The sequence below is a fragment of the Streptomyces sp. BE303 genome, from assembly GCF_036290945.1.
GTDB lineage: Bacteria > Actinomycetota > Actinomycetes > Streptomycetales > Streptomycetaceae > Kitasatospora.
The window spans coordinates 1-25,699 of sequence record NZ_JAQYWZ010000953.1 but is presented as its reverse complement, the minus strand read 5'-3'; the positions used below and the strand labels follow the sequence as shown (position 1 = coordinate 25,699).

General features: G+C 74.3%; 24 protein-coding genes, 1 pseudogene and 1 riboswitch. Of the genes and pseudogenes, 9 read left to right on the top strand and 16 right to left on the bottom strand.

Features of this window, described 5'->3' with window-relative positions; genetic code table 11:
- Nucleotides 1-63 precede the first annotated feature (63 nt).
- The 9 genes from PUR56_RS40075 to PUR56_RS40035 form a co-directional block, all read right to left on the bottom strand.
- Complete coding sequence (locus PUR56_RS40075) at nucleotides 64-1,110, bottom strand: hemolysin family protein (protein WP_329952582.1); 1,047 nt, start codon at nucleotides 1,108-1,110, stop codon at nucleotides 64-66.
- Complete coding sequence (locus tag PUR56_RS40070; RefSeq protein WP_329884207.1) at nucleotides 1,107-2,453, bottom strand: hemolysin family protein; 1,347 nt, start codon at nucleotides 2,451-2,453, stop codon at nucleotides 1,107-1,109. Before PUR56_RS40070 ends, PUR56_RS40075 begins: the two co-directional genes overlap by 4 nt.
- A 223-nt stretch (nucleotides 2,454-2,676) precedes the next feature.
- Complete coding sequence (locus PUR56_RS40065; RefSeq protein WP_329884205.1) at nucleotides 2,677-3,111, bottom strand: PH domain-containing protein; 435 nt, start codon at nucleotides 3,109-3,111, stop codon at nucleotides 2,677-2,679.
- Between the two features lie 112 nt (nucleotides 3,112-3,223).
- Nucleotides 3,224-4,072: an ATP phosphoribosyltransferase gene (gene hisG, locus PUR56_RS40060; protein WP_329884203.1), complete on the bottom strand. Its 849-nt coding sequence runs from the start codon at nucleotides 4,070-4,072 to the stop codon at nucleotides 3,224-3,226.
- A 57-nt stretch (nucleotides 4,073-4,129) separates the two neighbouring features.
- Nucleotides 4,130-4,402 carry a phosphoribosyl-ATP diphosphatase gene (locus PUR56_RS40055; RefSeq protein WP_030306151.1) on the bottom strand — a complete coding sequence of 91 codons (273 nt, stop codon included), beginning with the start codon at nucleotides 4,400-4,402 and terminating at the stop codon, nucleotides 4,130-4,132.
- A 138-nt stretch (nucleotides 4,403-4,540) separates the two neighbouring features.
- Nucleotides 4,541-5,011 carry a 6,7-dimethyl-8-ribityllumazine synthase gene (gene ribH, locus PUR56_RS40050; protein ID WP_329884194.1) on the bottom strand — a complete coding sequence of 157 codons (471 nt, stop codon included), beginning with the start codon at nucleotides 5,009-5,011 and terminating at the stop codon, nucleotides 4,541-4,543.
- 88 nt (nucleotides 5,012-5,099) lie between these two features.
- Complete coding sequence (locus PUR56_RS40045; RefSeq protein WP_329952581.1) at nucleotides 5,100-6,383, bottom strand: bifunctional 3,4-dihydroxy-2-butanone-4-phosphate synthase/GTP cyclohydrolase II; 1,284 nt, start codon at nucleotides 6,381-6,383, stop codon at nucleotides 5,100-5,102.
- A complete protein-coding gene (locus PUR56_RS40040) occupies nucleotides 6,380-7,024 on the bottom strand; it encodes a nicotinamide mononucleotide transporter family protein (RefSeq protein WP_329884190.1) in 645 nt (214 codons plus the stop codon). Before PUR56_RS40040 ends, PUR56_RS40045 begins: the two co-directional genes overlap by 4 nt.
- Nucleotides 7,021-7,707, bottom strand: coding sequence for a riboflavin synthase (locus tag PUR56_RS40035; RefSeq protein ID WP_329952580.1), 687 nt, complete (start codon nucleotides 7,705-7,707; stop codon nucleotides 7,021-7,023). Before PUR56_RS40035 ends, PUR56_RS40040 begins: the two co-directional genes overlap by 4 nt.
- Before the next feature lie 205 nt (nucleotides 7,708-7,912).
- Nucleotides 7,913-8,040: riboswitch (FMN riboswitch) on the bottom strand.
- 229 nt (nucleotides 8,041-8,269) lie between these two features.
- On the opposite strand from PUR56_RS40035, the gene PUR56_RS40030 reads away from it, so the two are divergent.
- Both PUR56_RS40030 and PUR56_RS40025 read left to right on the top strand, forming a co-directional pair.
- Nucleotides 8,270-8,518 (top strand): SCO4226 family nickel-binding protein, encoded by a 249-nt coding sequence (locus tag PUR56_RS40030; protein ID WP_329884187.1) that lies wholly within the window; start codon nucleotides 8,270-8,272, stop codon nucleotides 8,516-8,518.
- Between the two features lie 113 nt (nucleotides 8,519-8,631).
- Nucleotides 8,632-9,327, top strand: a complete 696-nt coding sequence (locus PUR56_RS40025) for an MSMEG_1061 family FMN-dependent PPOX-type flavoprotein (RefSeq protein WP_329952579.1) — start codon at nucleotides 8,632-8,634, stop codon at nucleotides 9,325-9,327.
- A gap of 100 nt (nucleotides 9,328-9,427) precedes the next feature.
- Here PUR56_RS40025 and PUR56_RS40020 read toward each other — a convergent pair whose 3' ends face one another.
- Entirely contained in the window at nucleotides 9,428-9,652 is a 225-nt protein-coding gene (locus PUR56_RS40020) for a YegP family protein (RefSeq protein WP_329884183.1), read from the bottom strand.
- Nucleotides 9,653-9,769: 117 nt separating this feature from the next.
- Between PUR56_RS40020 and PUR56_RS40015 the strand changes: the two genes are divergently transcribed.
- Complete coding sequence (locus PUR56_RS40015; protein ID WP_329952578.1) at nucleotides 9,770-10,246, top strand: HIT family protein; 477 nt, start codon at nucleotides 9,770-9,772, stop codon at nucleotides 10,244-10,246.
- Here the strand turns inward: PUR56_RS40015 and PUR56_RS40010 are convergent.
- Complete coding sequence (locus PUR56_RS40010) at nucleotides 10,243-11,823, bottom strand: alkaline phosphatase family protein (RefSeq protein WP_329952577.1); 1,581 nt, start codon at nucleotides 11,821-11,823, stop codon at nucleotides 10,243-10,245. The two genes, PUR56_RS40015 and PUR56_RS40010, sit on opposite strands and share 4 nt — an antisense overlap.
- A 180-nt stretch (nucleotides 11,824-12,003) precedes the next feature.
- Nucleotides 12,004-12,777 (bottom strand): GntR family transcriptional regulator, encoded by a 774-nt coding sequence (locus tag PUR56_RS40005; RefSeq protein ID WP_329952576.1) that lies wholly within the window; start codon nucleotides 12,775-12,777, stop codon nucleotides 12,004-12,006.
- Nucleotides 12,778-13,202: 425 nt separating this feature from the next.
- On the opposite strand from PUR56_RS40005, the gene PUR56_RS40000 reads away from it, so the two are divergent.
- The 3 genes from PUR56_RS40000 (at nucleotide 13,203) to PUR56_RS39990 (ending at nucleotide 19,618) form a co-directional block, all read left to right on the top strand.
- Complete coding sequence (locus PUR56_RS40000) at nucleotides 13,203-14,339, top strand: glycoside hydrolase family 19 protein (RefSeq protein WP_329884176.1); 1,137 nt, start codon at nucleotides 13,203-13,205, stop codon at nucleotides 14,337-14,339.
- A 144-nt stretch (nucleotides 14,340-14,483) separates the two neighbouring features.
- On the top strand, nucleotides 14,484-15,563 hold the full coding sequence (locus PUR56_RS39995) for a serine hydrolase domain-containing protein (RefSeq protein ID WP_329952575.1): 1,080 nt from the start codon (nucleotides 14,484-14,486) through the stop codon (nucleotides 15,561-15,563).
- Between the two features lie 326 nt (nucleotides 15,564-15,889).
- Nucleotides 15,890-19,618, top strand: a complete 3,729-nt coding sequence (locus PUR56_RS39990; RefSeq protein ID WP_329952574.1) for a SpoIIE family protein phosphatase — start codon at nucleotides 15,890-15,892, stop codon at nucleotides 19,616-19,618.
- Between the two features lie 189 nt (nucleotides 19,619-19,807).
- On the opposite strand, the pseudogene PUR56_RS39985 reads toward PUR56_RS39990, so the two are convergent.
- The 3 genes and pseudogenes from PUR56_RS39985 to PUR56_RS39975 form a co-directional block, all read right to left on the bottom strand.
- Nucleotides 19,808-20,788 (bottom strand): annotated as a pseudogene (locus PUR56_RS39985) (S-adenosylmethionine:tRNA ribosyltransferase-isomerase); the annotation flags it as partial.
- Nucleotides 20,785-21,678, bottom strand: coding sequence for an SDR family NAD(P)-dependent oxidoreductase (locus PUR56_RS39980; protein ID WP_329952573.1), 894 nt, complete (start codon nucleotides 21,676-21,678; stop codon nucleotides 20,785-20,787). The gene PUR56_RS39980 and the pseudogene PUR56_RS39985, both read right to left, overlap by 4 nt.
- Before the next feature lie 86 nt (nucleotides 21,679-21,764).
- Nucleotides 21,765-22,784, bottom strand: a complete 1,020-nt coding sequence (locus tag PUR56_RS39975; RefSeq protein ID WP_329952572.1) for a pseudouridine synthase — start codon at nucleotides 22,782-22,784, stop codon at nucleotides 21,765-21,767.
- 178 nt (nucleotides 22,785-22,962) lie between these two features.
- Between PUR56_RS39975 and PUR56_RS39970 the strand changes: the two genes are divergently transcribed.
- The 3 genes from PUR56_RS39970 (at nucleotide 22,963) to PUR56_RS39960 (ending at nucleotide 25,482) form a co-directional block, all read left to right on the top strand.
- Entirely contained in the window at nucleotides 22,963-24,063 is a 1,101-nt protein-coding gene (locus PUR56_RS39970; protein ID WP_329952571.1) for a PP2C family protein-serine/threonine phosphatase, read from the top strand.
- A gap of 126 nt (nucleotides 24,064-24,189) precedes the next feature.
- Nucleotides 24,190-24,585 (top strand): DUF3224 domain-containing protein, encoded by a 396-nt coding sequence (locus PUR56_RS39965; protein WP_329952570.1) that lies wholly within the window; start codon nucleotides 24,190-24,192, stop codon nucleotides 24,583-24,585.
- Between the two features lie 114 nt (nucleotides 24,586-24,699).
- Nucleotides 24,700-25,482 (top strand): DUF5995 family protein, encoded by a 783-nt coding sequence (locus tag PUR56_RS39960; protein ID WP_329952569.1) that lies wholly within the window; start codon nucleotides 24,700-24,702, stop codon nucleotides 25,480-25,482.
- A 3-nt stretch (nucleotides 25,483-25,485) separates the two neighbouring features.
- On the opposite strand, the gene PUR56_RS39955 is transcribed toward PUR56_RS39960, so the two are convergent.
- On the bottom strand, nucleotides 25,486-25,699 hold a 214-nt coding region (locus tag PUR56_RS39955), incomplete at its 5' end, for an IMP dehydrogenase (protein WP_329952568.1).

Sequence of the window (25,699 nt, the reverse complement as noted above, 5' to 3'; positions counted from 1 at the left end):
ACAGTCGCACGCTCAGAGCGGAATCGCCCTGAGCGAAAGGGCCGGGCCGAAGGCCGGGGCCGGCTACGCCGCGGAGCGGTGGTCCGGGTCGTGGACCTCGCCGACCAGCTCCTCCAGGACGTCCTCCAGCATCACCACGCCGAGCGTCCGCCCGTCGGCGTCGAGGACGGCCGCCAGGTGGCAGGCGGCCCGGCGCATGGCGCCGAGCGCGTCGTCCAGCGGGAGCGTGCCGCGCACCACCGTGATCGGCCGCCAGAGGCGGGCCGGGACCGGCGCGGTCGGGTCCTCGACGTCCAGGATGTCCTTGAGGTGCAGGTACCCCAGGTAGCCGTGGCCGGCCGGGTCGCCGTCGGCGACCGGGAAGCGCGAGAACCCGGTGCGCAGCGCCAGCTCCTCGATCTGTGCGGCGGTCACCTTGGTGTCCACGGTGACCAGCTGCTCAGGGGTGAGCAGGACCTCGGTGACCGGGCGGCGGCCCAGCTCCAGGGCGTCCTCCAGACGTTCCTGGCGGCCCTCGTCGAGCAGGCCGGCGTCCCGGGAGTCGACGAGCAGGTACATCAGCTGCTCGGTGGTGAAGACCGACTCCACCTCGTCCTTGACCTCGACCTTGAACAGCTTCAGCACGCCGTTGGCGAAGGCGTTCAGGAACGAGATCACCGGGGTGAGCCAGCGGGCCAGGCGGTCCAGCGGCGGGCCGAGCCAGAGCGCGGCCTTCTCCGGGCCGGCCAGCGCGATGTTCTTGGGCACCATCTCGCCCATCACCATGTGCAGGTAGACCACGACGGCCAGGGCGATGCCGTACGAGAGCGGGTGCATCAGGCCGGACGGGATGCCGATCGCGTGGAACGGCCCCTCCAGCAGGTGGGCGATGGTCGGCTCGGCGAGGGCACCGAGGCCCAGCGAGCAGACGGTGATGCCGAGCTGCGCGGCGGCGAGCATCGCGGAGACGTTGGAGAGCGCGTGCAGCACGGTGCGGGCACGCTTGTTGCCGGCCTCGGCGAGCGGCTCGATCTGGCTGCGCCGGACCGAGACGACGGCGAACTCCGCGCCGACGAAGAAGGCGTTGCCGAGGAGCAGCAGGACGGCGACGGCCAGTTGGAGCGCGGTCATCGGGTCCCGTCCTCGTCGTCGCCGAAGAAGTGGTGGTGCTCGGCGGTGCGTTCCACCCGGACCCGGCTGGTCCGGTGGCGGTCCACGGCCTCGACGGTGAACCGCCAGCCGGGCAGCTCGGTCTGCTCGCCCGGGGCGGGCAGCTTGCCGAGCAGGTCGGTGACCAGGCCGGCCAGGGTCTCGTACGGACCGTCCGGGGCGTACAGGCCGATGGCCTCCAGCTGGTCGAGCCGGGCGCGGCCGTCGGCGGCCCAGACGGGCTGTCCGTCGACCGGCGGCAGCGGCAGCAGCTCGGGGGTGTCGGCCGGGTCGTGCTCGTCCTGCACCTCGCCGACGATCTCCTCGACGATGTCCTCGACGGTGACCACGCCGGCGGTGCCGCCGTACTCGTCCACCACGATGGCCATCGGCTGGAGGCGGCGCAGCTGGTCGAGCAGCCGTTCGGCCGGGAGCGTCGCGGGCACCAGCAGCGGCGGCACGGCCAGGTCCGAGACCCGGACCGAGGCGCGCCGGCCGGAGGGGACGGCGAGCGCGTCCTTGAGCGTGACGGTGCCGGTGACCTCGTCCAGGCTGTCGCTGTAGACCGGGAAGCGGGAGAGGCCGGTGGCGCGGGTCAGGTTGAGGACGTCGGCGGCGCTGGCGTCGTGCTGGAGCGCGGCCACGTCGATCCTCGGGGTCATCACGGACTCGGCGGTGAGGTCGCCGAGGCCGAGGGTCCGCACGAACAGGGTGGCGGACTCCTCGTCTATGGCGCCGGCCCTGGCCGAGTGACGCGCGAGCGAGACCAGCTCGGCAGGGGTCCGGGCGTGGCCCAGCTCCTCCTGCGGCTCGATCCCGAAGGCGCGGACCATCCGGTCGGCCGAACCGTTCAGCACGCTGATCAGCGGGCGGCAGACGCGCGAGAAGGCCATGTGCGGCGCGGCGACCGCGCGGGCCACCTGGAGCGGCCGGGAGATCGCCCAGTTCTTCGGGACCAGCTCACCGATCACCATCTGCACCACGGTGGCGAGCACCATGCCGATGATCACGCCGGTGCCTCGGGCCGCGCCCTCGGGCAGGCCGACGCCGGTGAGGACGGGCTTCAGGAGGACGGAGAGCGCCGGCTCGGCGAGCATGCCGACCACCAGCGAGGTGACGGTGATGCCGAGCTGGGCTCCGGAGAGCTCGAAGGAGAGGTGCCGCAGGGCCTTGGAGACCCGGCCGGACTTGGCGTCCCCGGCCTCGGCGGAGCGCTCGACGGCGCCGCGCTCGACGGTCACGAAGGCGAACTCGGCGGCCACGAAGAGGCCGTTGGCGAGGATGAGCAGAAGGGCTGCGAGCAGCAGCAGCCAGGCGGTGATCACAGTGCCGCCTGCCTTCCGAGGGTCGGAAGTTGGGCGGCGTAGGTACTACCGGACGGATCGTCCATGGACGGGGGGTTTCACTCCTCAGGTCGTTTTCGGGCAGGACAATGCCTTTGCCCCGCTTTTACCAGCGTAGACGATACCCGTGCGCATGTCGGATCCGTGTTCGGACCCGCGAAGGGCGTGAAGGGGCGAAGGGCGGTGCGAGGGGCGGAACGGCGGCTCAGTGGCCGCGGCGCTCGACCAGGTCGCGCAGCGCGCGGGCGTCCGCGATCGCCTGGGCCTTGCCCACACCGGACTGGATGCCGACGGCGGCCAGCGAGGAGCCGTCCGCGAGGTCGAGCGTGGCCCACGGGTCGCCCTGGCGGAAGTTGACCCGGACGATCTCGGCCCAGGCCAGGCGACGGCTGCGGACGAAGTTGACCACGGTGACGCCCTCGGCGTCGGCCCTGACCCGGGGGCGGGCCAGCATCAGGCCCACCGAGGCGAAGAACACCCCGCTGGCCGCCATCATCAGCCGGTCGTTGAACTGCCAGTTCGCCGGCAGCGCGACCGCCATCACGGCGAACAGCACCACCAGCAGCGCGCAGACCGGCAGCAGGACGGCACGGGTGCGGCGCGGGGCCCAGGTGACGGGGAACTCGGCGGTGGTGGACACGAGGGGCTCCGGGGTGGTTCGACGGCTGGTGCGGGGAAGGGGCGGGGACGCGTACGGCGTCCCCGCCCCATTCAACCGGTCCTTACCTGCGGGGCCGCAGGCGGCAGGCGGATCAGAGACGGCAGGCGTGGATGTTGGTGACCAGGATCGCCCGGGCGCCGATGCTCCACAGGTCGTCCATGATCCGCTGGGCCTCCTTGCGGAGCACCATCGCGCGGACGGCCACCCAGCCCTCGGTGTGCAGCGGGGAGACGGTCGGCGACTCCAGGCCCGGGGTGAGGCCGACGGCGGCGCCGACGTTCTCGGCGCGGATGTCGTAGTCCATCAGCACGTAGCGGCGGGCCACCAGGACGCCCTGCAGACGGCGCAGGAACTGGTCGACGGCCGGGTCCTCGCCGGCGCCCTTGGGCCGGATCACCACGGCGTCGGAGACCAGGATCGGCTCACCGAACACCTCCAGGCCCGCGTTGCGCAGGCTGGTGCCGGTCTCCACCACGTCGGCGATCACGTCGGCGACGCCCAGCTGCACCGCGGTCTCGACCGCGCCGTCCAGCTTGGTGACGGTGGCCTTGACCCCGTGGTCGGCGAGGTGCTGCTCGACCAGGCCGGTGTAGGAGGTGGCGATCCGCAGACCCTCCAGCCCCTGCACGTCCTGGACGTCCACGCCCTCCGGGCGGGCGAAGCGGAAGGTGGAGCCGCCGAAGCCGAGGGCCAGCACCTCCTCCGCGTTGGAGTGCGAGTCCAGGAGCAGGTCACGGCCGGTGATGCCGACGTCGAGGCGGCCGGAGCCGACGTAGACGGCGATGTCGCGCGGGCGCAGGAAGAAGAACTCGACCTGGTTGCCCGGGTCGACCAGCACGAGCTCCTTGGCGTCCTTGCGCTGGCGGTAGCCGGCCTCATGGAGCATCTCCGCCGCAGGACCCGAGAGCGAACCCTTGTTGGGAACGGCGATGCGCAGCATGGAGGTCTGTTCCTTACCTGTTGGGTGTGACGAAGGGGGTTACGTGCCGGACCGGTTCTAGAGGTACTTGTAGACGTCGTCGAGCGTCAGCCCACGGGCGACCATCATCACCTGAAGGTGGTAGAGGAGCTGGGAGATCTCCTCGGCGGTCTGCTCGTCCGACTGGAACTCGGCGGCCATCCAGACCTCTGCGGCCTCCTCGACGACCTTCTTGCCGATCGCATGGACGCCCTGCTGGACGAGCTGCGCGGTACGGGAGGACGAGGGGTCGCCGGTGGCGGCCTTCTGCTGGAGCTCGGTGAAGAGCTCCTCGAATGTCTTCGAAGCCATGATGGACTCACCTTACGGCGTGCGGGCTTACGGGCGGTAAACGGTCCCGGACCGTGGACAGTCCGGTGGACGTCCACGGTCCGGGTTCCCGAACGGGTGGGCGGGGACGGGCCCGCGAAGGCGCGGCCCGCCCGCGGCTCAGAGCGCGCGCAGGGTGACGGCGGTCGCGACGGCGGCCGTGACGGCCTCGTGCCCCTTGTCCTCGGCGGAGCCCGGCAGGCCCGCCCGGTCCAGCGCCTGCTGCTCGTCGTCGCAGGTCAGCACGCCGAAGCCGACCGGAACGCCGGTGTCCACGCTGACCTGGGTGAGACCGGCGGTGGCGGCCTGGCAGACGTAGTCGAAGTGCGGGGTGCCGCCGCGGATCACCACGCCGAGGGCGATCACGGCGTCGTAGCCGCGGTCGGCGAGCCGCTTGGCGGCCACCGGCAGCTCGAAGGTGCCGGGGACGCGCAGGACGGTCGGCTCGGCGACACCCAGCTCCTTCAGGGCGCGGTGGGCACCGTCCAGGAGGCCGTTCATCACCTGCTCGTGCCACTGGGCGGCGATCACGGCGACCTTGAGGCCGGCGGCGTTGTCGATGGTCAGCTCGGGGGCTCCGTGGCCGCTCATGTGCGGGTGCCTTTCGATGGTTCGGCTCGGTGGTTCGGCGGTGCGGGTGGGTGGTGCGGGCGGGTGGTGCGCGGTGTCGCTCCGCGGGTCAGGAACCGAGGCCGGGCAGGTCGTGGCCCATCCGGTCGCGCTTGGTCCGCAGGTAGCGCAGGTTGTGCTCGCCGGCCGGGATCTCCACCGACTCGCGGCCCTTGACCTTGAGCCCGTGCTCGGTGAGCGCGGTCAGCTTCTCCGGGTTGTTGGTCAGCAGGGTGAGCGAGCGCACCCCGAGGTCGCAGAGCATCTGGGCGCCGATGCTGTAGTCGCGGGCGTCCGCGGGCAGGCCCAGTTCGAGGTTGGCGTCGACGGTGTCCCGGCCCTGCTCCTGCAGCTCGTAGGCGCGCAGCTTGTGCGCCAGACCGATGCCCCGGCCCTCGTGGCCGCGCAGGTAGAGCACCACACCGCGGCCGGCTTCGGCGACCCGCCGCAGCGAGGCCTGCAGCTGCGGGCCGCAGTCGCAGCGCAGCGAGCCGAGGACGTCGCCCGTCAGGCACTCCGAGTGGACCCGCACCAGGACGTCCTCGCCGTCCGGGAGCCGGCCGTCCGCGTCCAGCCCGCCGGCGACCAGGGCGATGTGCTCGACCCCGTCGATGGTGCCCTGGTAGCCGACGGCGGTGAACTCGCCGAACTCGGTGGGCAGCGAGGTGACGGCGGCCCGGCCGACGTGCAGTTCGGTCCGGCGGCGGTAGGCGATCAGGTCCTCGATCGAGATGATCGCCAGACCGTGCTCGCGGGCGAAGGCGACCAGCTCGGGCAGCCGCGCCATGGTGCCGTCGTCGTTGACCACCTCGGCGATCGCACCGGCCGGCGCCAGCCCGGCGAGCCGGGCCAGGTCGACGGCGGCCTCGGTGTGACCGGGGCGGACCAGCACGCCGCCGTCGACGGCCCGCAGCGGGAACACGTGCCCGGGGCGGGCCAGGTCGCCGGGCCCGGTGCCGGGCGAGGAGAGCAGCCGGACGGTACGGGCCCGGTCGGCGGCCGAGATGCCGGTGGAGACCCCGTCGCGGGCGTCGACCGAGACGGCGTAGGCGGTGCCCTTGCGGTCCTCGTTGACCTGGGTCATCGGGGGGAGCTTGAGCCGGTCCAGTTCGTCGCCGGTCATCGGGACGCAGATCACGCCGGAGCTGTAGCGGATGGTGAACGCCATCAGCTCGGGGGTGGCGGCGGAGGCGGCGAAGACGATGTCGCCCTCGTTCTCGCGGTCCTCGTCGTCGACCACGATCACGGCGCGGCCGAGCGCGATGTCGGAGACGGCCCGCTCGACCGGGTCCAGGGCGAGGTCGAGCACGTCGGCGTGGTCGCCGGTGCGGGCCGGGGTCTGGTTCTCGGTCATGCGGAGGCTCCCTGGAGGACGCGGTCGGTCGAGGGACGGGCGGTGCGGCCGCGCAGCCACCAGGCACGCAGGCCGAGCAGGACCAGGACGAAGTAGACGGAGTACGTGAAGCCGGAGAAGACCAGCCCGTTGTTGAAGGCGAGCGGGACGCCGACCAGGTCGACGGCGACCCAGGCGAACCAGAACTCGACCCAGCCGCGGGCCTGGGCCACCATCGCGGCCAGCGTGCCGACGAAGATGTAGGCGTCCGGCCAGGCGTCCCACGACAGTTGCGGGTAGACGGTGAAGAGCGTGCCGACCGCCACGGTGCCGAGCGCGGTGCCGCCGATCAGCACGGCGCGCTCCCGGCCGGTGGCGAAGCGGACCTCGACGTCGCCGCCGCCGTGCTTGCCGCGCTGCCAGCGGGTCCAGCCCCAGACGGCGGCCACGATGACCACGAACTGCTTGCCCACACCGCCGCTGAGGTGGGCGGACCAGTAGGCGCCGACCAGGACGACCCCGGAGAGCAGTTGGACCGGCCAGGTCAGCCGGGAGCGCCGCCAGCCGAGGGCGAGCGCGGTGAGGCCGAGCAGGTTGCCGATGATGTCCGAGCGGTAGACGTCCTGACCGAAGAGGTGGACGGTGCCGTTGAGCCAGTTCACGTGTTCTCTCCGGCGGTCGTCGGAAGGGTGGGGAGGGTGGGGAGGGCCGGGAGCGTGCGGGACTCCAGCAGCCGCTCCACGTACTTGGCGAGGACGTCGACCTCCAGGTTGACGCTCTCGCCGACGGCCCTGGTCCCGAGCGTGGTCAGCGCGAGGGTGGCCGGGATGAGGCTGACGGTGAAGCTGTCACGGGCCGCCTCGACCACGGTGAGGCTGACACCGTCGACGGTGATCGAGCCCTTCTCCACCAGGTAGCGCGAGACCGACTCCGGGAGCGAGAAGCGCAGCACCTCCCAGCGCAGCTCGCCGGCGGCGTCACGCTCGCCCGGTTCGCGGCTCAACAGCCGCCCGGTGGCGTCGACATGACCCTGCACCAGATGTCCGCCGAGCCGGGCGCCGAGCGCCATGGCCCGCTCCAGGTTGACCCGCGAGCCGGGCTTCAACTCGCCCAGGCTGGAACGGTGGAGTGTCTCGGCCATCACGTCCGCACTGAACTCGCCGGTTCCGGCGGCCAGTTGGTCGGGGCTGTCGACGACGGTCAGGCAGACGCCGTTCACCGCGATGGAGTCGCCGTGGTGCGCGTCCTGACAGACCACCGGACCACGCAGGCGGATTCGCGAGGAGTCGCCGATCTCCTCGATCGACACGACCTCGCCGAGCTCTTCGATGATGCCGGTGAACACCCGGGTTCTCCTCGCGCTTGGGGCGCGGACTCCGGGGCTGTGGCACGGGAGATGACACGGACGGGCACGGGGTGCACGGATCCGCCGACGGCGGGGCCGCCCGTGGTCACGGGTCACCGCCGACCGGCCGACGGCAGAGGAGACCTCTGCCGTCGTGCACGTCCGCGGTCCACCGGGGGACCGCGGATACCGCTCTCTCGTCCGTCGCGCACGCCTCCCATCCGGACTTTAACCGTCGGTCCAGGAATTTCACCTGGTCAACCGGCCGCTGGCTGCGGACGGGTCGCGGACTGTAACCGCCGGTTCGGATTTTCACCGACCCCGGAGTGCGCTGAACGTCACTGCTACTACTGCCGTCATTGTGCCATGATCCGTGCGGTCCCAGGGAGAGGCCCCGGCTGTGGTCTGTTTCACGCGGAGGCCGGGAATGCGGGCGGACGGGAGTACGCGGCGGGCGCCGGGTGCGCGGGGCTCCCGGTGGCGGTCCGCGGTGCGCCGGGCGCACGCTGGTGGTAGGCGGACGGGCGGCGGCCGTCCGCAGGCTCCAGGAGGTGCGAGCACGATGGCGAAGTTCATGGATGTCCACCACGGGATGGCCGGCATCACGCAGGACGAGTTGCGGATGGCCCACCAGGCCGACCTGGCGATCCAGGCCGAGGAGGGCGTGCAGTTCGAACAGGCGTGGGCCGACCCGGAGTCGGGCATCGTCTACTGCCTCTCCGAGGGTCCGTCGAGGGAGGCCGTGCAGCGGGTCCACGAACGCGCCGGACACCCGGCGGACGAGGTGCACCCGGTGCCGCTGATCGTCTGAGCAGGCCCGGGAGGTCGGCGGTCCCGCCGAACCCGGACCCGGCGGCCGGGTCGCGGGCGGCCTCGCCGCCGCCCGTCGGCGATCACCCGGAGGCCCTCCGCTAGATTTCCGGTATGACCAGCACACCGGAGACTCCCGACCCGTCAACCGTCGAACCGGGCGCCCCGAACGGCCTGTTCGAGGCGCTCGGCGCGAGCGCCGTCCGCGACGCCGCGGGTCTGCGGGAGGTCTACGAGCAGCCCGGCGTCCATGCCCGTCGCAAGCAGGTCGACCACCTCCACGAGGTGGCGCGCCGGCTGATCGCGTGCTCGTCGCTGGTCTTCGTGGCCAGCGCGGACGCGGACGGCCGGTGCGACGTCTCCCCGCGCGGCGGGCCGGCCGGGCTGGTGTCGGTGCTGGACGAGCACACCCTGGCGATCCCGGACGCGACCGGCAACAAGCGACTGGACACCCTGCACAACATCGTCGAAACCGGCCGGATCGGGCTGATCTTCGTGGTGCCGGGCCGGGACTCCACGCTGCGGGTGAACGGCCGCGCCTGCGTCTCCACCGATCCCCGGCTGCTGGAGCAGCTGACGGCGGTCGGCAAGCCGCCGCGCAGCGCGATCGTGGTGGCGGTCGAGGAGGTCTACGCGCACTGCCCGAAGGCGTTCCTGCGCTCCTCGGCGTGGAAGCCGGAGAACTGGCTCGCCGCGGACGCCCAGCCCAGCTCGGCCGAGGTCACCCTCTCCCACCTGGGGGACCCGTCGCTGACCGTCGAGGCCATCGAGCAGAACGAGCGGGAGGCGCTGCTCTACCGGTACGAGTAGCGGCCACCCGCCCGGCCGGAGCCGGGACGGTGCGGGAGGCCGGGCTGGACGCACCTCCGCGTCCGGCCCGGCCTCCCGCACGCGCACCGCGGACCGGAGCTCAGGCCGCGGCCTTGGCCACGTCCACCACGCTCGCGCCCGCGGCGGCCCGCTGGACCGCCTCGACTCCCTTGTGGGCGGCGTCCTTGCTCGCGTACCCCTGGCCGGTGGCGACGATCTCGCCGTTGCCCGCCTTGAGCCGGAACCGGAACTTGCCGCCGGAGTCCTCGTACACCTCGAACTTGCCCGCCATCCGGGCCACCTCCTCGTCGAGGGGGCGCGCCACGCGCCCCCTCCTGCACGGTGCGCCCCGGCCGGGGCGCACCGCACCCGGTCGGGGTCCGGACGGGTGACGCCGCCGCACCGGCGCGCCGGTACGGCGGGAGGCCGCTTGAATGGACGGATGGACTGCGTCTTCTGTGCGGTGGTGGCGGGCACCGAGCCCGCGCACCGGGTGCTGGACGACGGGTCGGCGGTGGCCTTCCTGGACCGCCGCCCGCTCTTCCCCGGCCACGTGCTGGTCGTACCGCGCGCCCACCACCCCACCCTGGCCGACCTCCCGCCGGCCGAGGTCGGCCCGTTCTTCCTGCGGGTGCAGCGGGTGGCGGCGGCGGTCGAGCTCGGGATGGGAGCGGCGGGCAGCTTCGTCGCGGCGAACAACCGGATCAGCCAGTCGGTGCCGCACCTCCACGTCCACGTGGTGCCGCGCAACCCGAAGGACGGGCTGCGCGGCTTCTTCTGGCCGCGCGGGAAGTACCCCGACGAGGCGGGCGCGGCGGAGGTCGCCGGGCGGCTGCGCGCCGCGCTCGCCCCGGTCGCCCCGGTCGCCTCGCCGGAGGGGCCGGCGGGCGGTCCGACCGGCGGGCCGGCCGGCCCCTAGCTCTGGCCGACCCGGACGTTGTCGAGCACCCAGTACCAGTTGTTGCTGCCGGTGTACCGGAACCGCAGCCGCAGGCGGCTCGCGCCCGCCGGGACGGCCAGGTTCAGGGTCTGCCGGCCGTTGGTCTCCGCGGTGTAGCTCTTCACCTGGACCGGCGCGCCGCCGTCCCAGACGGCGAGCACCTGGGCGGTCTGGGCGCCCTCCTGCTGGTAGTAGGTGGTGAAGGAGACCGGCACGGTGGCCAGTCCGGCGACCGGGTACTCGGGGCTGACCAGGGTGGAGTCGTAGCTGCCCTTGAAGGTCTTGTCGGCCCACTCGTCGGAGTCCGCGACGGCGAACACGTTGCGGGCGCGGACGTTGAGCTCGCGGGACTGGTCGCGCTGGGCCTTGGTCCAGAACTCGTCGGTGGTGAACGACCAGCCGCGCCACTCGGTGACACCGCCGGTGCCCATCGCGGAGTTGTCGACCGACCAGCCGCTCGGCGGGGTGTGGGTGAAGCCGAGGACGCCGGCCGGGATGCCGGTCTCGTCGACCCGGCCGGTCAGCTGCGGGCGCAGCGCGTCGAAGGCGTCCGGGACGAGGCTCGGGACCGGGCTGCCGTCGAGGCCCCAGGCCGGGTCGACGGCGATGCCGAGGTGGGCGAGGGCGGTGGGGGCGATGTCCACCATGCGCACGTCGTACCGGACCGAACCGGCCGGGAAGGCCGAGCCGTTGGCGATGACGAAGGTCTGCCGCTCCTCCCAGGTGGAGCCGCCGTGGCCGCCGGTGGGGGTGTGCCCGTGGTCGGCGGTGACCATGACCAGCCAGTCCTCCTGCGCGTACCCGGTCCGGCCGCGGACGGCGGCGAGGATCTGGCCGACCTGGGCGTCCACGCCGCGGATCGCCTCCAGGTAGGCCTGGCTGGCGGAGCCACTGCTGTGGCCGGCGTGGTCGACGTTGTCGAGCTGGACGAAGACCGCGTCCGGGTCGGTGTCGCGGAGCCTGGCGACGGCGCGGGAGGTGGTGCCGGCGTCGTACTCGGCGGACGGCGTGGCCACCCGGGTGTCGACCCGCCCGGAGTAGATGATGTCGGCGATCGGCGCCCAGGAGGCGACCACGTAGGTGTTGAGCGCGGGCCTGGCGGTCTCGGCCCGGGTGAGGAAGTCGGGGTAGGCGGCGAAGGCGGGGGCGGTGAAGTTGTTGTCGCGGACGTTGTGCTTGTCCGGCCAGACGCCGGTGGCGACGGTCGACCAGCCCGGGCCCGAGCTGGTGCCGGCCATCGGGTTGGCGTAGAGGCTGCCGGCGGCGGTGAGTCCGCCGGCCATCAGCGCGTTGAGGTTGGCGGCGCCGGAGTCCTTGATGCGGTTGAGCATGGTGCCGTCGAGGCCGATGACCAGCACCTTGGGGGTGCGGCCGGCCACGGCGGCGGTGGCGGCACGGGCGGCGCCGGCGGTCAGCGGGGCGGCGGCGAGTACGGCGGCGGCGGAGCCGAGGAGCAGGCCGCGGCGGGAGAGGCCGGAGGCGGCCGGGGCGGCGGGGGTGGCGGCGGGCGTGGCGGGGGTGTGCGGGGTCACGTCGTCCTCCTGATGCTGCGTCATGGCGGGGAAGGGGGGCGGTGACCACGGTCGGATCGGCGGATGGACGGCGGTGGCCCGGCTTCCGACCCGGGCATGAACAGCGCTCGAAATTCGGTCCAGACCCGTTATCTCTGCGTGATCAACAAGGGGTCGGGGTCAGGGTCGGGGACAGGACCGGGGTCGGGCCGGGCCCCGGGGTCGTCAGCCGGCTTCGAGACGCGTGGTGAAGCTGAAGCGGTCACCCCGGTAGAGCGAGCGCACCCGCTCCACGGGGGCACCGGCCGGATCCCTGGTCAGCCGGTGCAGCAGCAGCATCGGCAGCGCCGGCGGCGTACCGATCAGCAGTGCCTCGCGCGGCGAGGCCAGCACCGTCTCGATCCGCTCGTCGGCCGCACCGAAGGTGATGCCCGCCTTCTCGGCCAGGAACGCGTAGAGCGAGGATCCCGGATCGAACTCCCGGTCCAGCGCCGGGACCCGCCGCACCGCCAGGTAGGTGCTCTCCAGCCCGACCCGCTCTCCGTCCGCGAGCAGCACCCGCTCCAGGTGCCAGACCGGCTCGCCCGGTGCGATCCGCAGCTGTCCGGCCAACTGGGTCCCAGCATCGAGCCGTTCCAGCCCGATCAGGGTGCGGCCGGGGACCCGGCCCTGGCGGCGGACCCCCTCGGTGTAGCTGGCCAGCGAGAGCGGCTGCTCCAGCTTGGGGCCGGCCACCACCGTGCTGCGCCCGCGCCGGCGGACCCGGCCCTGGATCAACAGGTCGCGCAGGGCCTGGCGGAGCGTCTCGCGGGCCACCTCGAAGCGGGCGGCCAGCTCGCGCTCGGTCGGCAGCACGCCACCCTCGCCGAGCTCGTCGAGCAGCTCCTCCAGCCGACCCTTGACGGCGTAGTACTTGGGCACCCGGCCGTGCTCCGGGATACCCGACCTGATCGGTGCACCGGGGCCGGACAGGGCGGCGGGGTCGGGGGTCTCGTCCACCCCGCCATCCTCCCAGACCACCGGGCGGGGCCTGCGCAGGTGCACGGCCGGGGCGGGGCCGGTGGGGCGGGCGGGGCCCGTGGGACGGGCCGGATCCGCGCGTCAGCCGGAGACGGAGGGCGAGTTTCGGCCGTGGCGCGACCGGGGTGCGACCGGGGTGCGGAAACGGGCAGGTCGGGGCAGGGGGCGGGCACCGTGCGAACGGTGACGGACCGGGGGCCGCAGCCGCCGAATCCGGGCCCCGCCACGCCGTGCGCTCTTGACAGGTTTAGACCATTCCGCTTGAGTCTGGGCCAGCCCCGCACCGGCCCGCACCCCGGTCGGCCCGTCCCCCACGACGAGCCCCCACACCGCGGGGCCCCCTCCCTGACCCGACCCTCCCGCCTCCACGACCGTGCGGCCCCCACCGCACAAGGGGTGATCAAGTGTCAACGAAACGTCTCCTCGCACTGCTGTCCGCCGTCGTCACGGCCCTGGCAGTCGTCCTGCTGCTGCCCGCCGCCAACGCGAGCGCCGCCGTCTGCGCCACGCCCTGGAGCTCGTCGGCCGTCTACACCGGCGGCACGAGCGCCTCGCACAACGGCCACAACTGGTCCGCGAAGTGGTGGACCCAGGGCGAGGCCCCGAGCACCGCCGGCTCCGGCGTCTGGGCCGACCAGGGCACCTGCGGCACCGGCCCGACCCAGACCCCCACCACGACGCCCACCGCCACTCCCACGGTGACGCCCACCGCGACGCCGACTCCCGGGAACTGCGCCTACCCGGACTGGGTCGCCGGACGCACCTACACCACCGGCACGATCGTCCGGTACGTCAACGGCAGCTTCTACCGGGCCACCCACGACAACCCGGGCTACGACCCGGTGATCAGCACCTGGTACTGGGAGCCGTACAGCTGCGGCCCGACGCCGACGCCGACCACCACCGTGACCCCCAACCCGGGCGGATTCCCGGTCAGCCAGGCGCAGTTCAACCAGATGTTCCCGAACCGGAACACCTTCTACACCTACCAGGGCCTGCTTGACGCCCTCTCCGCCTACCCCGCCTTCGCGGGCACCGGCACGGACACCGTGCGCAAGCAGGAGGCCGCGGCCTTCCTCGCCAACGTCAACCACGAGACCGGCGGCCTGGTCTACGTGGTCGAGCAGAACACCGCCAACTACCCGCACTACTGCGACGCCGCGCAGTCGTACGGCTGCCCGGCCGGTCAGGCCGCGTACTACGGGCGCGGCCCGATCCAGCTGAGCTGGAACTTCAACTACAAGGCGGCCGGCGACGCCCTCGGCATCGACCTGCTGCGCAACCCCAACCTGGTGCAGACCGACCCGGCCGTGGCCTGGAAGACCGCGCTCTGGTACTGGAACACCCAGAACGGGCCCGGCACCATGACCCCGCACAACGCCATCGTCAACGGGTACGGCTTCGGCGAGACCATCCGCAGCATCAACGGCAGCCTGGAGTGCAACGGCGGCAACCCCGCGCAGGTGCAGAGCCGGATCAACGCCTACCAGCGCTTCACCCAGCTGCTCGGCACCGTTCCGGGCAACAACCTGAGCTGCTGACCGGCACGACGGCCGCCCACCGCCGCCCGCCCCCACGCATGCGGGCGGCGGTGGGCGCGTACCTCCGGCGGACGAACGGCGGGGGCCCGAAATCGTCGCCACGGTGGACGTCGCGACCGGCCGGGGGATCCTAGGCTCGGGGTCATGAACGACCTTGGCAGCCTCGTCCAGCAGACCGCCGACCGCCTCGCCGGCCAGCACGTCGGCGCGGTGGTCGCCGGCCTGGCCGGAGGCACGGTGGAGATCCGCGGCGCCGGCCGCACCGGCCCCGGCAGCGCCGGCGGTGCTCCCGGCCCGGACACCCTGTTCGAAATCGGCTCGGTGACCAAGGTGTTCACCTCTCTCGCGCTCGCGCGACTGGCGCTCGCCGGCACCGTCGCCCTCGACGAGCCGCTCGCCGACGTCCTGGCCGACGCGCTCCCGGCGGGCGTCACCGTCCCCGCCAAGGGCGGCACCCCGCTCACCCTCCAGCACCTCGCGACCCACTCCGCCGGGCTGCCCCGCCTCCCCGCCGGGATGCTGCTGCCGGCCCTGCTCACCCCCAACAAGCCCGACCCGTACGCGCACTGCACCGCCGAGTACCTGCTCGCCGGACTCGCCCGCACCCGGCTGCGGGCCGCCCCCGGCCGAAGCTTCCGCTACTCCAACCTCGGAGCCGGACTGCTCGGCCTCGCGCTCACCCACCGGACCGGCCTCGGCTACCAGGAGCTGGTGACGCGGGAGATCTGCGCCCCGCTCGGCCTGACCGACACGACGGTGACGCCGGACGCCGAGCGCGCCGCCCGGCTGGCCCCCGGACACACCTCCGGCGGTCGCCCCGTCCCCGGCTGGGACCTCGCCGACCTGGTCGGCGCCGGCGGCCTCCACTCGACCGTCGCCGACCTCTCGATACTCGTGCGGGCCCAGCTGGCGAACGGCACGGACGGTGACGACTCGCCACTGGCGCCCGCGATCGCACTCAGCCGGGAGGTCCGCCACCGGGTCAACCCGTTCGCCTGGATGCACCTCGGGTGGCTCGGCCACCGCCTGCACGCCCGCCAGGGCGGCCACCTGCAGATCTGGCACAACGGTGGGACGGGCGGCTACCGGTCGTTCGTGGCCTTCGACCCGGAGAAGCAGGTGGGCGTGATCGCCGTGGTCAACACCCGCCGCTCCGTCGACCCGGCGGGCGTCGCGCTGTTGCGCACGCTCCAGAACACCCACGCCTCGGGCGGGACGGCGTAGGAGCGCAGCGACGCCCACCGCCGCGGGCGGCCGGGCAGGCCCCGGCCCGGCCCGGCCCGGAGTACCGGTGTCGCCCGCTCGGACGCCGGGCGTGACCGGCCGGTCGCCGCCGGGCGGCCCGGGCCCGCCGTGCACCGGACGTCGGACCCGCCGACCTCCTGTGCGGGCGGCCGGAGGGGCCGGAGGGACCGGGGCGGGCCCACCGGTCGCGGGCGCCGCCCACCGGTGCCGGGGCGCGTGCCGCGCGGGCGGGGCAGGGCGCGTGGGAAGATGGCAGGGCTGGCGAAAACGATCTCCGGGCGGTTCTCTGGCCATGGTGACCGAGCATGGTGAACGAGCGGCGTGACCTCGGCGGGCCCGGGCGGGCTCGCCGTGACGAACCGGGCGGCGAACCCGGCGCGGGGCCGCACCAGGACGCCCTCCTCATGGTGCCGATCGCCACCGCGCTGATCGAGTCCGACGGCCGCATCCTGCACTGGAGCAACGACGCCGAGGCGCTGCTCGGCTACTCCCCGGAGGAGGCCATCGGCGCCCGGGCCGCGCAGCTGCTGGCCCCCGACGACCAGCGGCCCGAGGTGCTGGAGCTGTTCCAGGAGATCCTGGACGGGCGCGGCTGGTCCGGCGTGTTCCCGGTCCGGCACCGGGACGGCCACCACGTCAACCTGGAGTTCCGCACCCACCCGATCGCCGGGCCGGGCGGCAGTCCGCTGGTCCTGGCCGTGGCGTCGGACGTGACGACCCTGCGCCGGATCCAGGCGGACCTGGCCGTGCTGGACGGCTTCTTCACCCAGTCCCCGGTCGGCATGGGCGTCTTCGACAGCCGGCTGGCGTTCGTCCGGCTGAACGAGGCGCTGGCCCGGGTGAACGGGTTGCCGGTGGACCGGCACGTCGGCAGCCGGCTGACCGAGCTGCTGCCCGGCATCGACGGCGAGGAGAGCGAGGCGGTGATGCGCCGGGTGCTGGAGACCGGCGAACCCGTCCTGGACGCCCGGTCCCACGGCCGGACCCCGGGCGACCCGACGCACGAGCACGCCTGGTCGGCCTCGTACTTCCGGCTGGAGGACCCGAGCGGCCGGGTGCTCGGGGTCAGTTCGACGGTCATCGACATCACCGAGCGGTTCCGTGCCGACGCCCGCGCCGCCCGGGCGCAGGAGCGGCTGGCCCTGCTGGTCGACGCCAGCGCCTCGATCGGCACCACCCTCGACCTGCGGCAGACCGCCCGCGAGCTGGCCGACGCCATGGTGCCCAAGGTCGCCGACATCAGCGGCGTCTTCGCGCTGGAGGCGCTGGCCGCCGGCCGGACCGTCGAACCGCTGGACCCGTCCGCGCCGCAGCAGGTCCGCCGGCTCGCCCTGGCCACCACCGACCCGCTCTACCCGGCGGAGGCCCTGCCGGTGGACGCCGTGTACGAGGTGGCGCCGGAATCCCCCTACGCGAGGGCGCTGGCCACCGGCCGGACGGTGGTGGTGCCCTCCTGGGAGCTTCCGCCACTGAGCAACGGGATCAGCGAGAGCCGCCGCCAGGCCTACCTGGGCGACCGGCCGCGGTCGGTGCGGATCACCCCGCTGGTGGCGCGCGGCACCACCCTCGGCATGATCGTGTACTCGCGGCGCGGGGAGCGGGAGTCCTTCGCCGAGGCGGACATCACGCTCGGTGACGAGCTGGCCTCCCGGGCGGCCGTCGCCATCGACAACGCCCGCCTCTACCTGCGCCAGCACCAGATCGTGCTGGCGCGGCAGCAGGCCCTGCGCGAGGCGAAGGCCGCACAGGAGCGGCTGGCGCTGGTGAACGTGGCCTCCACCCGGATCGGCACCACGCTCGATCTGGCCCAGACCGCACTGGAGTTGGCCGAGGTGGCGACGCCCCGGCTGGCCGACACGGTGGTGGTCGAGGTACTGGACGACCTGGTACGGGGCGAGCGCGAGGCCCGGCCGTCGACGGACGGCTCCGCGGTGCTGCGGCGGATGGCGTTCCACTCGGCGCACGGCTCGACGCTCGAACCGATCGACCGGACCGGCGGCGTGCAGCGGTTCCTGCCCGGCTCGCCCTACGCCTGGGCCCTCACCCGTCGCAGGCCGGTGCTGGTACCGAGGATGGACGAGGCCGGGATGGCCTGGTTCGCGAACGACCCGGTCCGCACGGCGGCCGTCCACGAACAGAACGTCCGCTCGTTCATGGTGGTGCCGCTGATCGCCCGGGGCTCACCGGTCGGTGTCGCCGCCTTCTACCGGACGGTGGTGGACCATCCCTACGAGGACGACGACCTGGCGCTGGCCGGGGAGCTGTCCGTCCGCGCGGCCGTCGCGATCGACAACGCCCTGCTGTTCACCCGGGAACGGGACGCGGCGGCGGCCCGCCAGCGCGCCCTGGACGAGGCGTGGGCCGCGCAGCAGCGGCTGTCCCTCCTCAACGAGGCCTCCACCAGGATCGGCACCACGCTCGATCTGGACCGCACCTCCGAGGAGTTGGTGGAGGTGGTGATCCCCCGCTTCGCCGACTTCGTCACCGTCGACCTGCGCGACGCGGTGCTCGGCGGCGAGGACCCGTCCCCCGTCCCGGCCGACGGCTCGGTGCTCATGCGGGCCGTGGCCGTCGGCGAGGCCGCCGCCGACGGCACCATGTCCCGGGCGGCCGACCAGGTCGGCACGACCTCGCAGTCCGCCCAGGTGTACGCGGAGAGCCTGCGCACCGGCCGCTCGATCCTCGTCTCGGAGGTGGACGAGGCGGCGCTGCGCCGGATCGTGGCCTCGGAGGACCGGGTGCAGCCGGGGCTCGACGCCGGCGTGCACTCCTACCTGATGGTGCCGCTGCTGGCGCGCGGACTGGTGCTCGGCGGCGTGGAGTTCATCCGCACCCGCAACCCGCTGCCGTTCGGCGCGGCGGACCGCTCGCTGGCCGAGGAGCTGGCCGCCCGCACCGCGCTGGCCATCGACAACGGCCGGCTCTACCGCCGGGAGCGGGAGACCGCGCTCACCCTGCAACGGAGCCTGCTGCCGCAGGAGATCCACCGCACCCTGGGGCTGGAGATCGCCTACCGGTACCTGCCCAGCAGCGTGGTCAGCGAGGTCGGCGGCGACTGGTTCGACGTCGTCCCGCTCTCCTCCGGCCGGGTCGCCCTGGTGGTCGGCGACGTCATGGGCCACGGCATCCGGGCCGCCGCGACCATGGGTCAACTCCGCACGGTGGCCCGCACCCTGATCACCCTGGAACTGTCGCCGGACCGGGTCATGCACCGGCTGGACGAGGCCACCACGGCGATCGGCGAGGGCCAGTTCGCCACCTGCGTCTGCGTGGTGTACGACCCCGTCGGCCGGCACTGCATCGCCTCCTGCGCGGGCCACCTGCCGCCGGTGGTGGGCGACGGCCGGGGCGGCGCCCGGCTCGTCGAGCTGCCGCCCGGGGCTCCGCTCGGGGTGGGCGGAGTCCCCTTCGAGAGCGTCGAGTTCACCCTCCCCGAGGACGGCCTGCTGGCCCTGTACACGGACGGATTGGTGGAGCGGCGCGGCCGTGACCTCGACGAGGGCCTCGACCTGCTCTGCCGCACCATCGCCGCCGGCACCCACCGCTCGCCGGAGCAGACCTGCGACGCGGTGCTGGCCGAACTCACCGGCCGCACCAGCGAGGACGACATCGCCGTCATCATCGCGCAGGCCCGGCCGGTCGGCTCCGACCGGATCGCCACCCTCCCGCTCGGCGACGACCACGCGATGGTCGCCCACTCGCGCCGCTTCACCCGTGACACGCTCGGCGACTGGGGGCTGGGCGCGCTCGCCGACTGGGCAGAACTGCTCACCAGCGAGCTGATCACCAACGCCCTGGTGCACGCCGGATCCCCCACCCAGCTGAGGCTGTTGTGCAACCGGACGCTCACCGTCGAGGTCGCCGACCAGGACGCCGAGTCGCCCCGGATGCGCCGCGCGCGGGAGGAGGACGAGGGCGGGCGCGGTATCCACCTGGTCAACGAGCTCGCCCACCGCTGGGGCAGCCGGAAGACACCGGACGGGAAGGTGGTCTGGTTCGAACTGGAGCTTCCGCCGGGCCTGGTGGAGCGGTAGCACGGCCGGAGACCGGCTCGGCTCGGCACAGCTCGGCTCGGCACAGCTCGGCCCGGCCCGGCCCGGCTGCGCGGGATTCCGGGGGCGCCGCCGGTCAGTCCGGGAGCAGCAGGTTGACGTCGCCGACTCGTGCCACAGGTACCGCTGCCGGACCGCCTCCCGGTAGCAGCGCGCCAGCAGCGGCAGGCCCGCGACGGCGGCGAGCAGGTGCAGGTGCGAGGCGCGCGGCTCGTGCCAGCCGGTGAGCAGGCCGTCCACCGCCCGCACGCCGCGCTCGGGGGTGACCACCAGCTCCGTCCAGCCCTCGGCCTCCCGGACCGCGCCGTCCGGGCCGGCCGCCGACTCCAGGGCGCGAACGGCCGTGGTGCCCACCGCGATCACCCGCCCGCCGCCGGCCCGGACGTGGTCGACCAACCGGGCGGTGGCGGCCGGTACCCGGAACCACTCCGCGTACGGCGGCTCGTGCGCCTCCGGGGAGGCGACCCCGGTGTGCAGCGTGATCGGTGCCAGCAGCACGCCCCGACCGGTCAGCCGGGCCACCACCTCGGCGCTGAACGGCCGCGCCGCACTGGGCATCTCACTGCTTCCCGGGACGGTCGCGAACACCGTCTGGTAGGCCTCGATCGGCCAGTCGCGGTCGACGTAGCCGTAGCGGACGGCCCGGCCGTGCTGCGCGAGGTACCCGGTCAGCGGACCCGGGAGGACGAGCCGGGCGTGCCAGAGCCGGGGCGTGAACGGTGCGGTCAGCTCGGCCGAGCCGCCCGCCGGCAGCGACACCCGCAGCCCGGGCCGGGCGGGCGACTGCGCCGGTGGGAAGTAGGCGGGCGCCCTCCCCGGGACGACGCGGCGCAGTTCGACCAGGTGCGCGCCGTGCCGGTCCGGCCGGCTGGAGGACAGGTGCAGGGCGACCGGGCCCCCGTCGGGCAGCCGGCCCGGCAGCGCGGCGGGCAGGGTGGCCGAGTTGTTGACCACCAGGAGGTCGCCGGGGCGGAGCACCTCGGGCAGCTCGGTGAAGCGGTGGTGCGCGACGGTGTCGGTGCCCCGGGCGTTCCGGCGGCCGACCAGCATCCGGACGCCGTCCCGGGCCGTGCCGCGGGCCTCCGCGGGTGCGCGGGCGGAGAGTTCGGGCGGGACGGTGACGTCGAGGGCGGGCTCGGCGACCGCGGTCACCGGTCCCCCCGGCGGGCGGACGACGCGGCCAGGGGCACGGCACCGGCGGGGGCCTCGGCGAAGGCGTGGCCGGGGGCCTCGGCGGCGGGGGCGGCGGCGGGGCCGGCGGGGTCCGGTCCGGCCGTCACGGCGCCGGCGGGGCCGACCCGGTCGGCGAGCAGCTCGGAGGCGCGGTACCTGCCGGAGGCGGCCCGGTCGCGGACGAGGGTGAGCAGCGCGGGCGCCACCTCCTCGGGCAGCGGCTCGCCGGAGATGTCCTCACCCGGGCTCGCCTCCTGGAGCATCCTGGTGCGCATGCTGCCCGGATCCACCGCCCAGACCCGCAACTCGGGCTCCTCGACGGCCAGTACGGCCGAGGCGAGGTCCAGCGCCGCCTTGCTCGCGCCGTAGCCGCCCCACCCCTCGTACGCCACCGCGGCCGCGTCCGAGCTGATGTTGAGGACGTCACCGGTGTGGGCGCGCAGCTGCGGCAGGACGAGCTGGGTCAACGCGATCGGGGCGAGGACGTTGACCTCGAACGTCTCCAGCAGCTCGGGCAGCGGGAAGTCCGCCAGACGGGGCAGGGGTTCGCAGCCGCCGTCGGCACCGGCCGCGTCGGCGCCGTTGAGGGTCCCGGCGTTGTTCACCAGGAGCCGTGCCCCGCCGAGGGCCGCCGCGGCCGAGGCGAGACGGGCCCGGTGGTCGTCGTCGACGATCGAACCGGCGAGTGCCACCACCGTGGTGAGCTCCGCCAGCTCGGCCTCCGCGGTGGCGAGTTCGGCCCCGCCCCGGGAGGTGATCACGAGCTGCCAGCCGTCGGCGGCGAGGGCCCGGGCGAGCGCCCGGCCGAGACCGCGCGAGGCGCCGGTGACCAGGGCGACGGGGCGGTTGCTGATCTGTTCTGCGTTCATGGCACCACGATCACCCCGGACCGGTCCGATCCGGATCGGCCGCCGGACCCGCCCCCACCTCGGCCCTTCGTCCTCCGCCCTCCGGCCTAGGACAGTCGGCCCGCCTGCGCGGGGGCGGACGGCGGCGGGCCCGGGGCGGGTCGGACCTCCGGGTCGGCCGACCCGGCCCACCCGGCCGGGTCGGCCCACGCGGACAACGTCCGGCGGCTCTCGAAACGGCGCGGGTGCCCGCTCAGCGGATCGGTGAACTCGACCACCGAGGAGAGCAGTTGGAGTGGGCGGCGAAAGTCGTCCGGGGCCGGCTCGGGCAGCACCACCGGGTACACCGGGTCGCCGAGGATCGGCACGCCCAGGCCGCTCATGTGCAGGCGCAGCTGGTGCGTCCGCCCGGTCGACGGCAGCAGCCGGTAGCGGGCCAGCGCGCCGCGCCGCTCGGCCAGGTCGATCCGGCTCTCGCTGTTCGGCGGCGCGTCCACTTCGCGGGCCGCGATCTCGCCGCGCTCCTTGAGGATGTGGCTGCGCACCGTCCGGGGCAGCTCCAGGTCCGGGTCGTACGGCGCGACCGCCTGGTACTCCTTGTGGACCAGGCGGTCCCGGAACAGCGTCTGGTAGGCGCCCCGGTCCTCCGGGCGGACCACGAACATCGCCAGCCCGGCCGTCAGCCGGTCCAGCCGGTGCGCCGGGCTGAGGGCCGGCAGGGCGAGTGCGTGGCGCAGCCGGGAGAGCGCCGTCTCCACGACGTGCCGGCCGCGGGGGGTGGTGGCCAGGAAGTGCGGCTTGTCGACCACCACGAGGTGCTCGTCGTGGTGCAGCACGTCCAGCGCGAACGGGACCGGCACCTCCGCCGGCAGCTCCCGGTAGAACCACAGGTGCGCCCCGGGCCGGAACGGCTCGTCCGGCGCGATCGGCAGCCCGTCCTCACCGACGATCCCGTGCTCGTCCAGCAGGGCGCCGACCCGCTCGACCGCCGCGGCGGGCAGCCGCTCGGCCAGGTACGCGCGCACCGTCGGCCACGGGCCGCCGACGACCGGCAGCCGCAGGTGCACCGGGTCCACTCCGAGGCGTTGCGGGAGGGGGGCGGCCGGCGGCGTGCTCTTGCGTCTCATCTCGCCGGCCAGCCTATCCGGCCCGCCGGACCGGACCGGGCGGGCGGACCGGGCGGAGCAGGCCGGCCCGCCGGGATGCCGTCCGCGGCGGCCCCGGTGGAGAGTGGAGGGTGGAAGAGGGTGGAAGCGCGCAGGCGCCCCTCCCGGTGCCTCCGTCGACCTCCTGGGAGGCGAGTGCGTGACCGTGACCGCCGACGGCCCGCGGGACGGGGCACGGCCGCCGCGCCTGCCGCGGCGGACCCGGCTGCTGCTCCACTGCGCCTTCCTGCTGCTGGTCGCGGCCGTGGTGGCCGATCTCCTCACCGGCCCGGGGACGACCCTCTCCCCCGTCCTCGCGGTGGCACCCGTGCTGGTCGGGGCGACCACCCGCCGTGCCCGGGTGCCGTTGGCCACCGGGGTGGCCGCGGCCGTCGCGGCCGGGCTGCTGGAGCGGGGCAACACCGCCGTGTCGGGTTCCGTCCACCTCACCGCGCTGGTCACCATCCTCGCGGCGACCCTCGCGAGCACCGCCAACGTCGTGCTGATCTCCTCCCGGGAACGCGAGCTGCTCCAGGTCCGGACGGTCTCCGAGGCGGCGCAGCGGGCGCTGCTGCGCCCTCCCCCGGAACGGATCGGCCCGCTGCGGATCGCCGTCCGGTACGTCGCGGCGGCGGCCGAGGCGCGGATCGGCGGCGACCTCTACGAGGTGGCCGACACGCCGTTCGGCATCCGGGTGCTGCTCGGGGACGTCCAGGGGCACGGGCTGTCGGCCGTCGAGACGGCGGCCGACGTCCTCGGGGCCTTCCGGGCGGCGGCCCGCACCGAGCCCGACCTCGCCCGGCTCGCCGGGCGGCTGGACGCCGCGCTGGTCGCCCGGCCGGACAACGAGCGGTTCGCCACCGCCGTGCTGCTCGGCGTCGGCGGACCGGGGGGCTCCGCCCTCCTGGTCAACTGCGGCCATCCGCACGCCCTGCTGCGCCGCGCGGGCCGGGTGACCGAACTCGTGCCCTCCCGGCACGCGCCGCCGCTCGGCCTGCTCGATCTCCTCGGCGGCGGCCGCTACCGGGCCGATCCGTTCGAGCCGCTCGCCGGGGACCTCCTGCTCCTGCACACCGACGGGTTCTCCGAGGCCCGCGACCCGGCGGGCCGCTTCTACCCGATCACCGACCGTCTCGCCGCCCTGCACGCCACCGCGCCCGACGCCCTCCTCGACGACCTCCTCGACGATCTGGCGGCGTGGGTCTCCCCGACCGGTCTGGACGACGACGCGGCCGCGCTGGCCCTCCGCTGGGAGTACTGAGCGGCCGCGGGGCCGCCGGGCCGGCCGCCCGCACGGCGCCGCGGCGCGCTTGTCGGTGGGGCGTGCAAGGGTGGGCCTGCGGTCGGCGACGGGCCCGGCCGCGGGGTTCGGTCGAGGGACGGTGCCATGGGGAGCAGGACGAGCGGGGCGTTCGAGCTGACGGCGTTCGAGCCGGAGGAGACGGACGAGCAGCCGGGGTCGACGGTCGGCCGGGTGCGGATCACCAAGGACTTCACGGGCGGGCTGACGGGGACGAGCCTGGTGCGGATGTTCTCGGTGATGGACGGCGAGGGCGGGCCGGCCGCGTACGTGGCGGTGGAGCGGTTCACGGGCGCGCTGGACGGGCGGCAGGGGTCGTTCGTGCTGCAGCACTCCGCGCCGGGGAGCCAGGGCGAGCGCCTCGCGATCCGGGTGGTGGCGGGGACCGGCTCGGGCGGGCTGACGGGGATCACCGGCACGTTCGAGCTGAACGTCGACGAGCAGGGCGCCCACACCTACGTCCTGGAGTACGAGCTGGGCTGAGTGGCGGAGGGGGACGGAGGAGCGGCCGGGGGCTCCGCGCGGCATCGACCGGGCCCGGGCAGGCGGCTGTCACGATGATGCGATCAGTGCACGATCGACATCGGAGGGTGACGGATGGCCGGCACGCACACGCGGGTGGCGATCGGGGTCGACGGCGTGATCCGTCGGCTGCGGGCGATCGGGCGCGGGCTGCCGCCCGGTGACGGCGTCGCGGTGTTCAACCGGATGTACCTGACCGTGACGGAGACGCTCCGGGCCCGACTCGGGGAGTTCGCGGACCCCGGCGCCGTGGCCGAGCTGGACGTCGTGTTCGCCGGGCGCTACCTGCTGGCCGTGGACGCCGTGGCGGCCGGGCGCCGGCCGCCGGCCAGCTGGCAGCCGCTGTTCGAGCGGCGGGCGTGCCCGGAGGTGCACCCGGTCCAGTTCGCGCTGGCCGGGATGAACGCGCACATCCAGCACGACCTGCCGCTCGCCGTGATCGACACCTGCCGGCGGCTGGGCCGCGAGCCCGGGCAGCTCGCGGCCGACTACCACCGGATCAACGGTCTGCTGGCCGGGGTGGAGGCGGCGGTCCGGGAGCAGCTGATGCCGGGGCCGGACCTGCTGGAACGGATCGAGCCGCTGACCCACCGGATCGGCGCGTGGTCGGTCGACGCCGCCCGGGACGCGGCCTGGTCGTCGGTCCGGGTGCTCTGGGAGCTGCGCGGGCTGCCGGGCGCCGCCGTGGCGTTCACCGCGACGCTGGACGGCGCGGTGGGGCTGCTCGGCCGGGCGCTGCTCGCCCCGACGGGCCTGCACCCGGCCACGGCGGAGGCCCGCCCGCACCCCGCCACGACGCCGGCCGGGCGGCTCCCCGTCGCGAGGAGCCGCCCGGCCGGCGGTGGGCTTCAGCGCTAGGCGTCAGGCCCAGCTGGAGTGCAGCGGCTTGCCCTCGGCGTAGCCGGCGGCGCTCTGGATGCCGACGACGGCCTTGTCGTGGAACTCCTCCAGGGAGGCCGCGCCCGCGTAGGTGCAGGAGCTGCGCACGCCGGCCACGATCGAGTCGATGAGGTCCTCGACGCCCGGGCGGGCCGGGTCCAGGAACATCCGGGAGTGCGAGATGCCCTCCTCGAAC

What these genes read in the sequence shown, in the direction of transcription:
- PUR56_RS40075 (WP_329952582.1), bottom strand. Translation starts at nt 1,110, where the DNA reads ATGACCGCGCTCCAACTGGCCGTCGCCGTCCTGCTGCTCCTCGGCAAC.
- hisG (WP_329884203.1), bottom strand. Translation starts at nt 4,072, where the DNA reads ATGCTGCGCATCGCCGTTCCCAACAAGGGTTCGCTCTCGGGTCCTGCG.
- PUR56_RS40055 (WP_030306151.1), bottom strand. Translation starts at nt 4,402, where the DNA reads ATGGCTTCGAAGACATTCGAGGAGCTCTTCACCGAGCTCCAGCAGAAG.
- ribH (WP_329884194.1), bottom strand. Translation starts at nt 5,011, where the DNA reads ATGAGCGGCCACGGAGCCCCCGAGCTGACCATCGACAACGCCGCCGGC.
- PUR56_RS40045 (WP_329952581.1), bottom strand. Translation starts at nt 6,383, where the DNA reads ATGACCGAGAACCAGACCCCGGCCCGCACCGGCGACCACGCCGACGTG.
- PUR56_RS40030 (WP_329884187.1), top strand. Translation starts at nt 8,270, where the DNA reads ATGGCGAAGTTCATGGATGTCCACCACGGGATGGCCGGCATCACGCAG.
- PUR56_RS40025 (WP_329952579.1), top strand. Translation starts at nt 8,632, where the DNA reads ATGACCAGCACACCGGAGACTCCCGACCCGTCAACCGTCGAACCGGGC.
- PUR56_RS40015 (WP_329952578.1), top strand. Translation starts at nt 9,770, where the DNA reads ATGGACTGCGTCTTCTGTGCGGTGGTGGCGGGCACCGAGCCCGCGCAC.
- PUR56_RS40010 (WP_329952577.1), bottom strand. Translation starts at nt 11,823, where the DNA reads ATGACGCAGCATCAGGAGGACGACGTGACCCCGCACACCCCCGCCACG.
- PUR56_RS39995 (WP_329952575.1), top strand. Translation starts at nt 14,484, where the DNA reads ATGAACGACCTTGGCAGCCTCGTCCAGCAGACCGCCGACCGCCTCGCC.
- PUR56_RS39990 (WP_329952574.1), top strand. Translation starts at nt 15,890, where the DNA reads ATGGTGAACGAGCGGCGTGACCTCGGCGGGCCCGGGCGGGCTCGCCGT.
- PUR56_RS39980 (WP_329952573.1), bottom strand. Translation starts at nt 21,678, where the DNA reads ATGAACGCAGAACAGATCAGCAACCGCCCCGTCGCCCTGGTCACCGGC.
- PUR56_RS39975 (WP_329952572.1), bottom strand. Translation starts at nt 22,784, where the DNA reads ATGAGACGCAAGAGCACGCCGCCGGCCGCCCCCCTCCCGCAACGCCTC.
- PUR56_RS39965 (WP_329952570.1), top strand. Translation starts at nt 24,190, where the DNA reads ATGGGGAGCAGGACGAGCGGGGCGTTCGAGCTGACGGCGTTCGAGCCG.
- PUR56_RS39960 (WP_329952569.1), top strand. Translation starts at nt 24,700, where the DNA reads ATGGCCGGCACGCACACGCGGGTGGCGATCGGGGTCGACGGCGTGATC.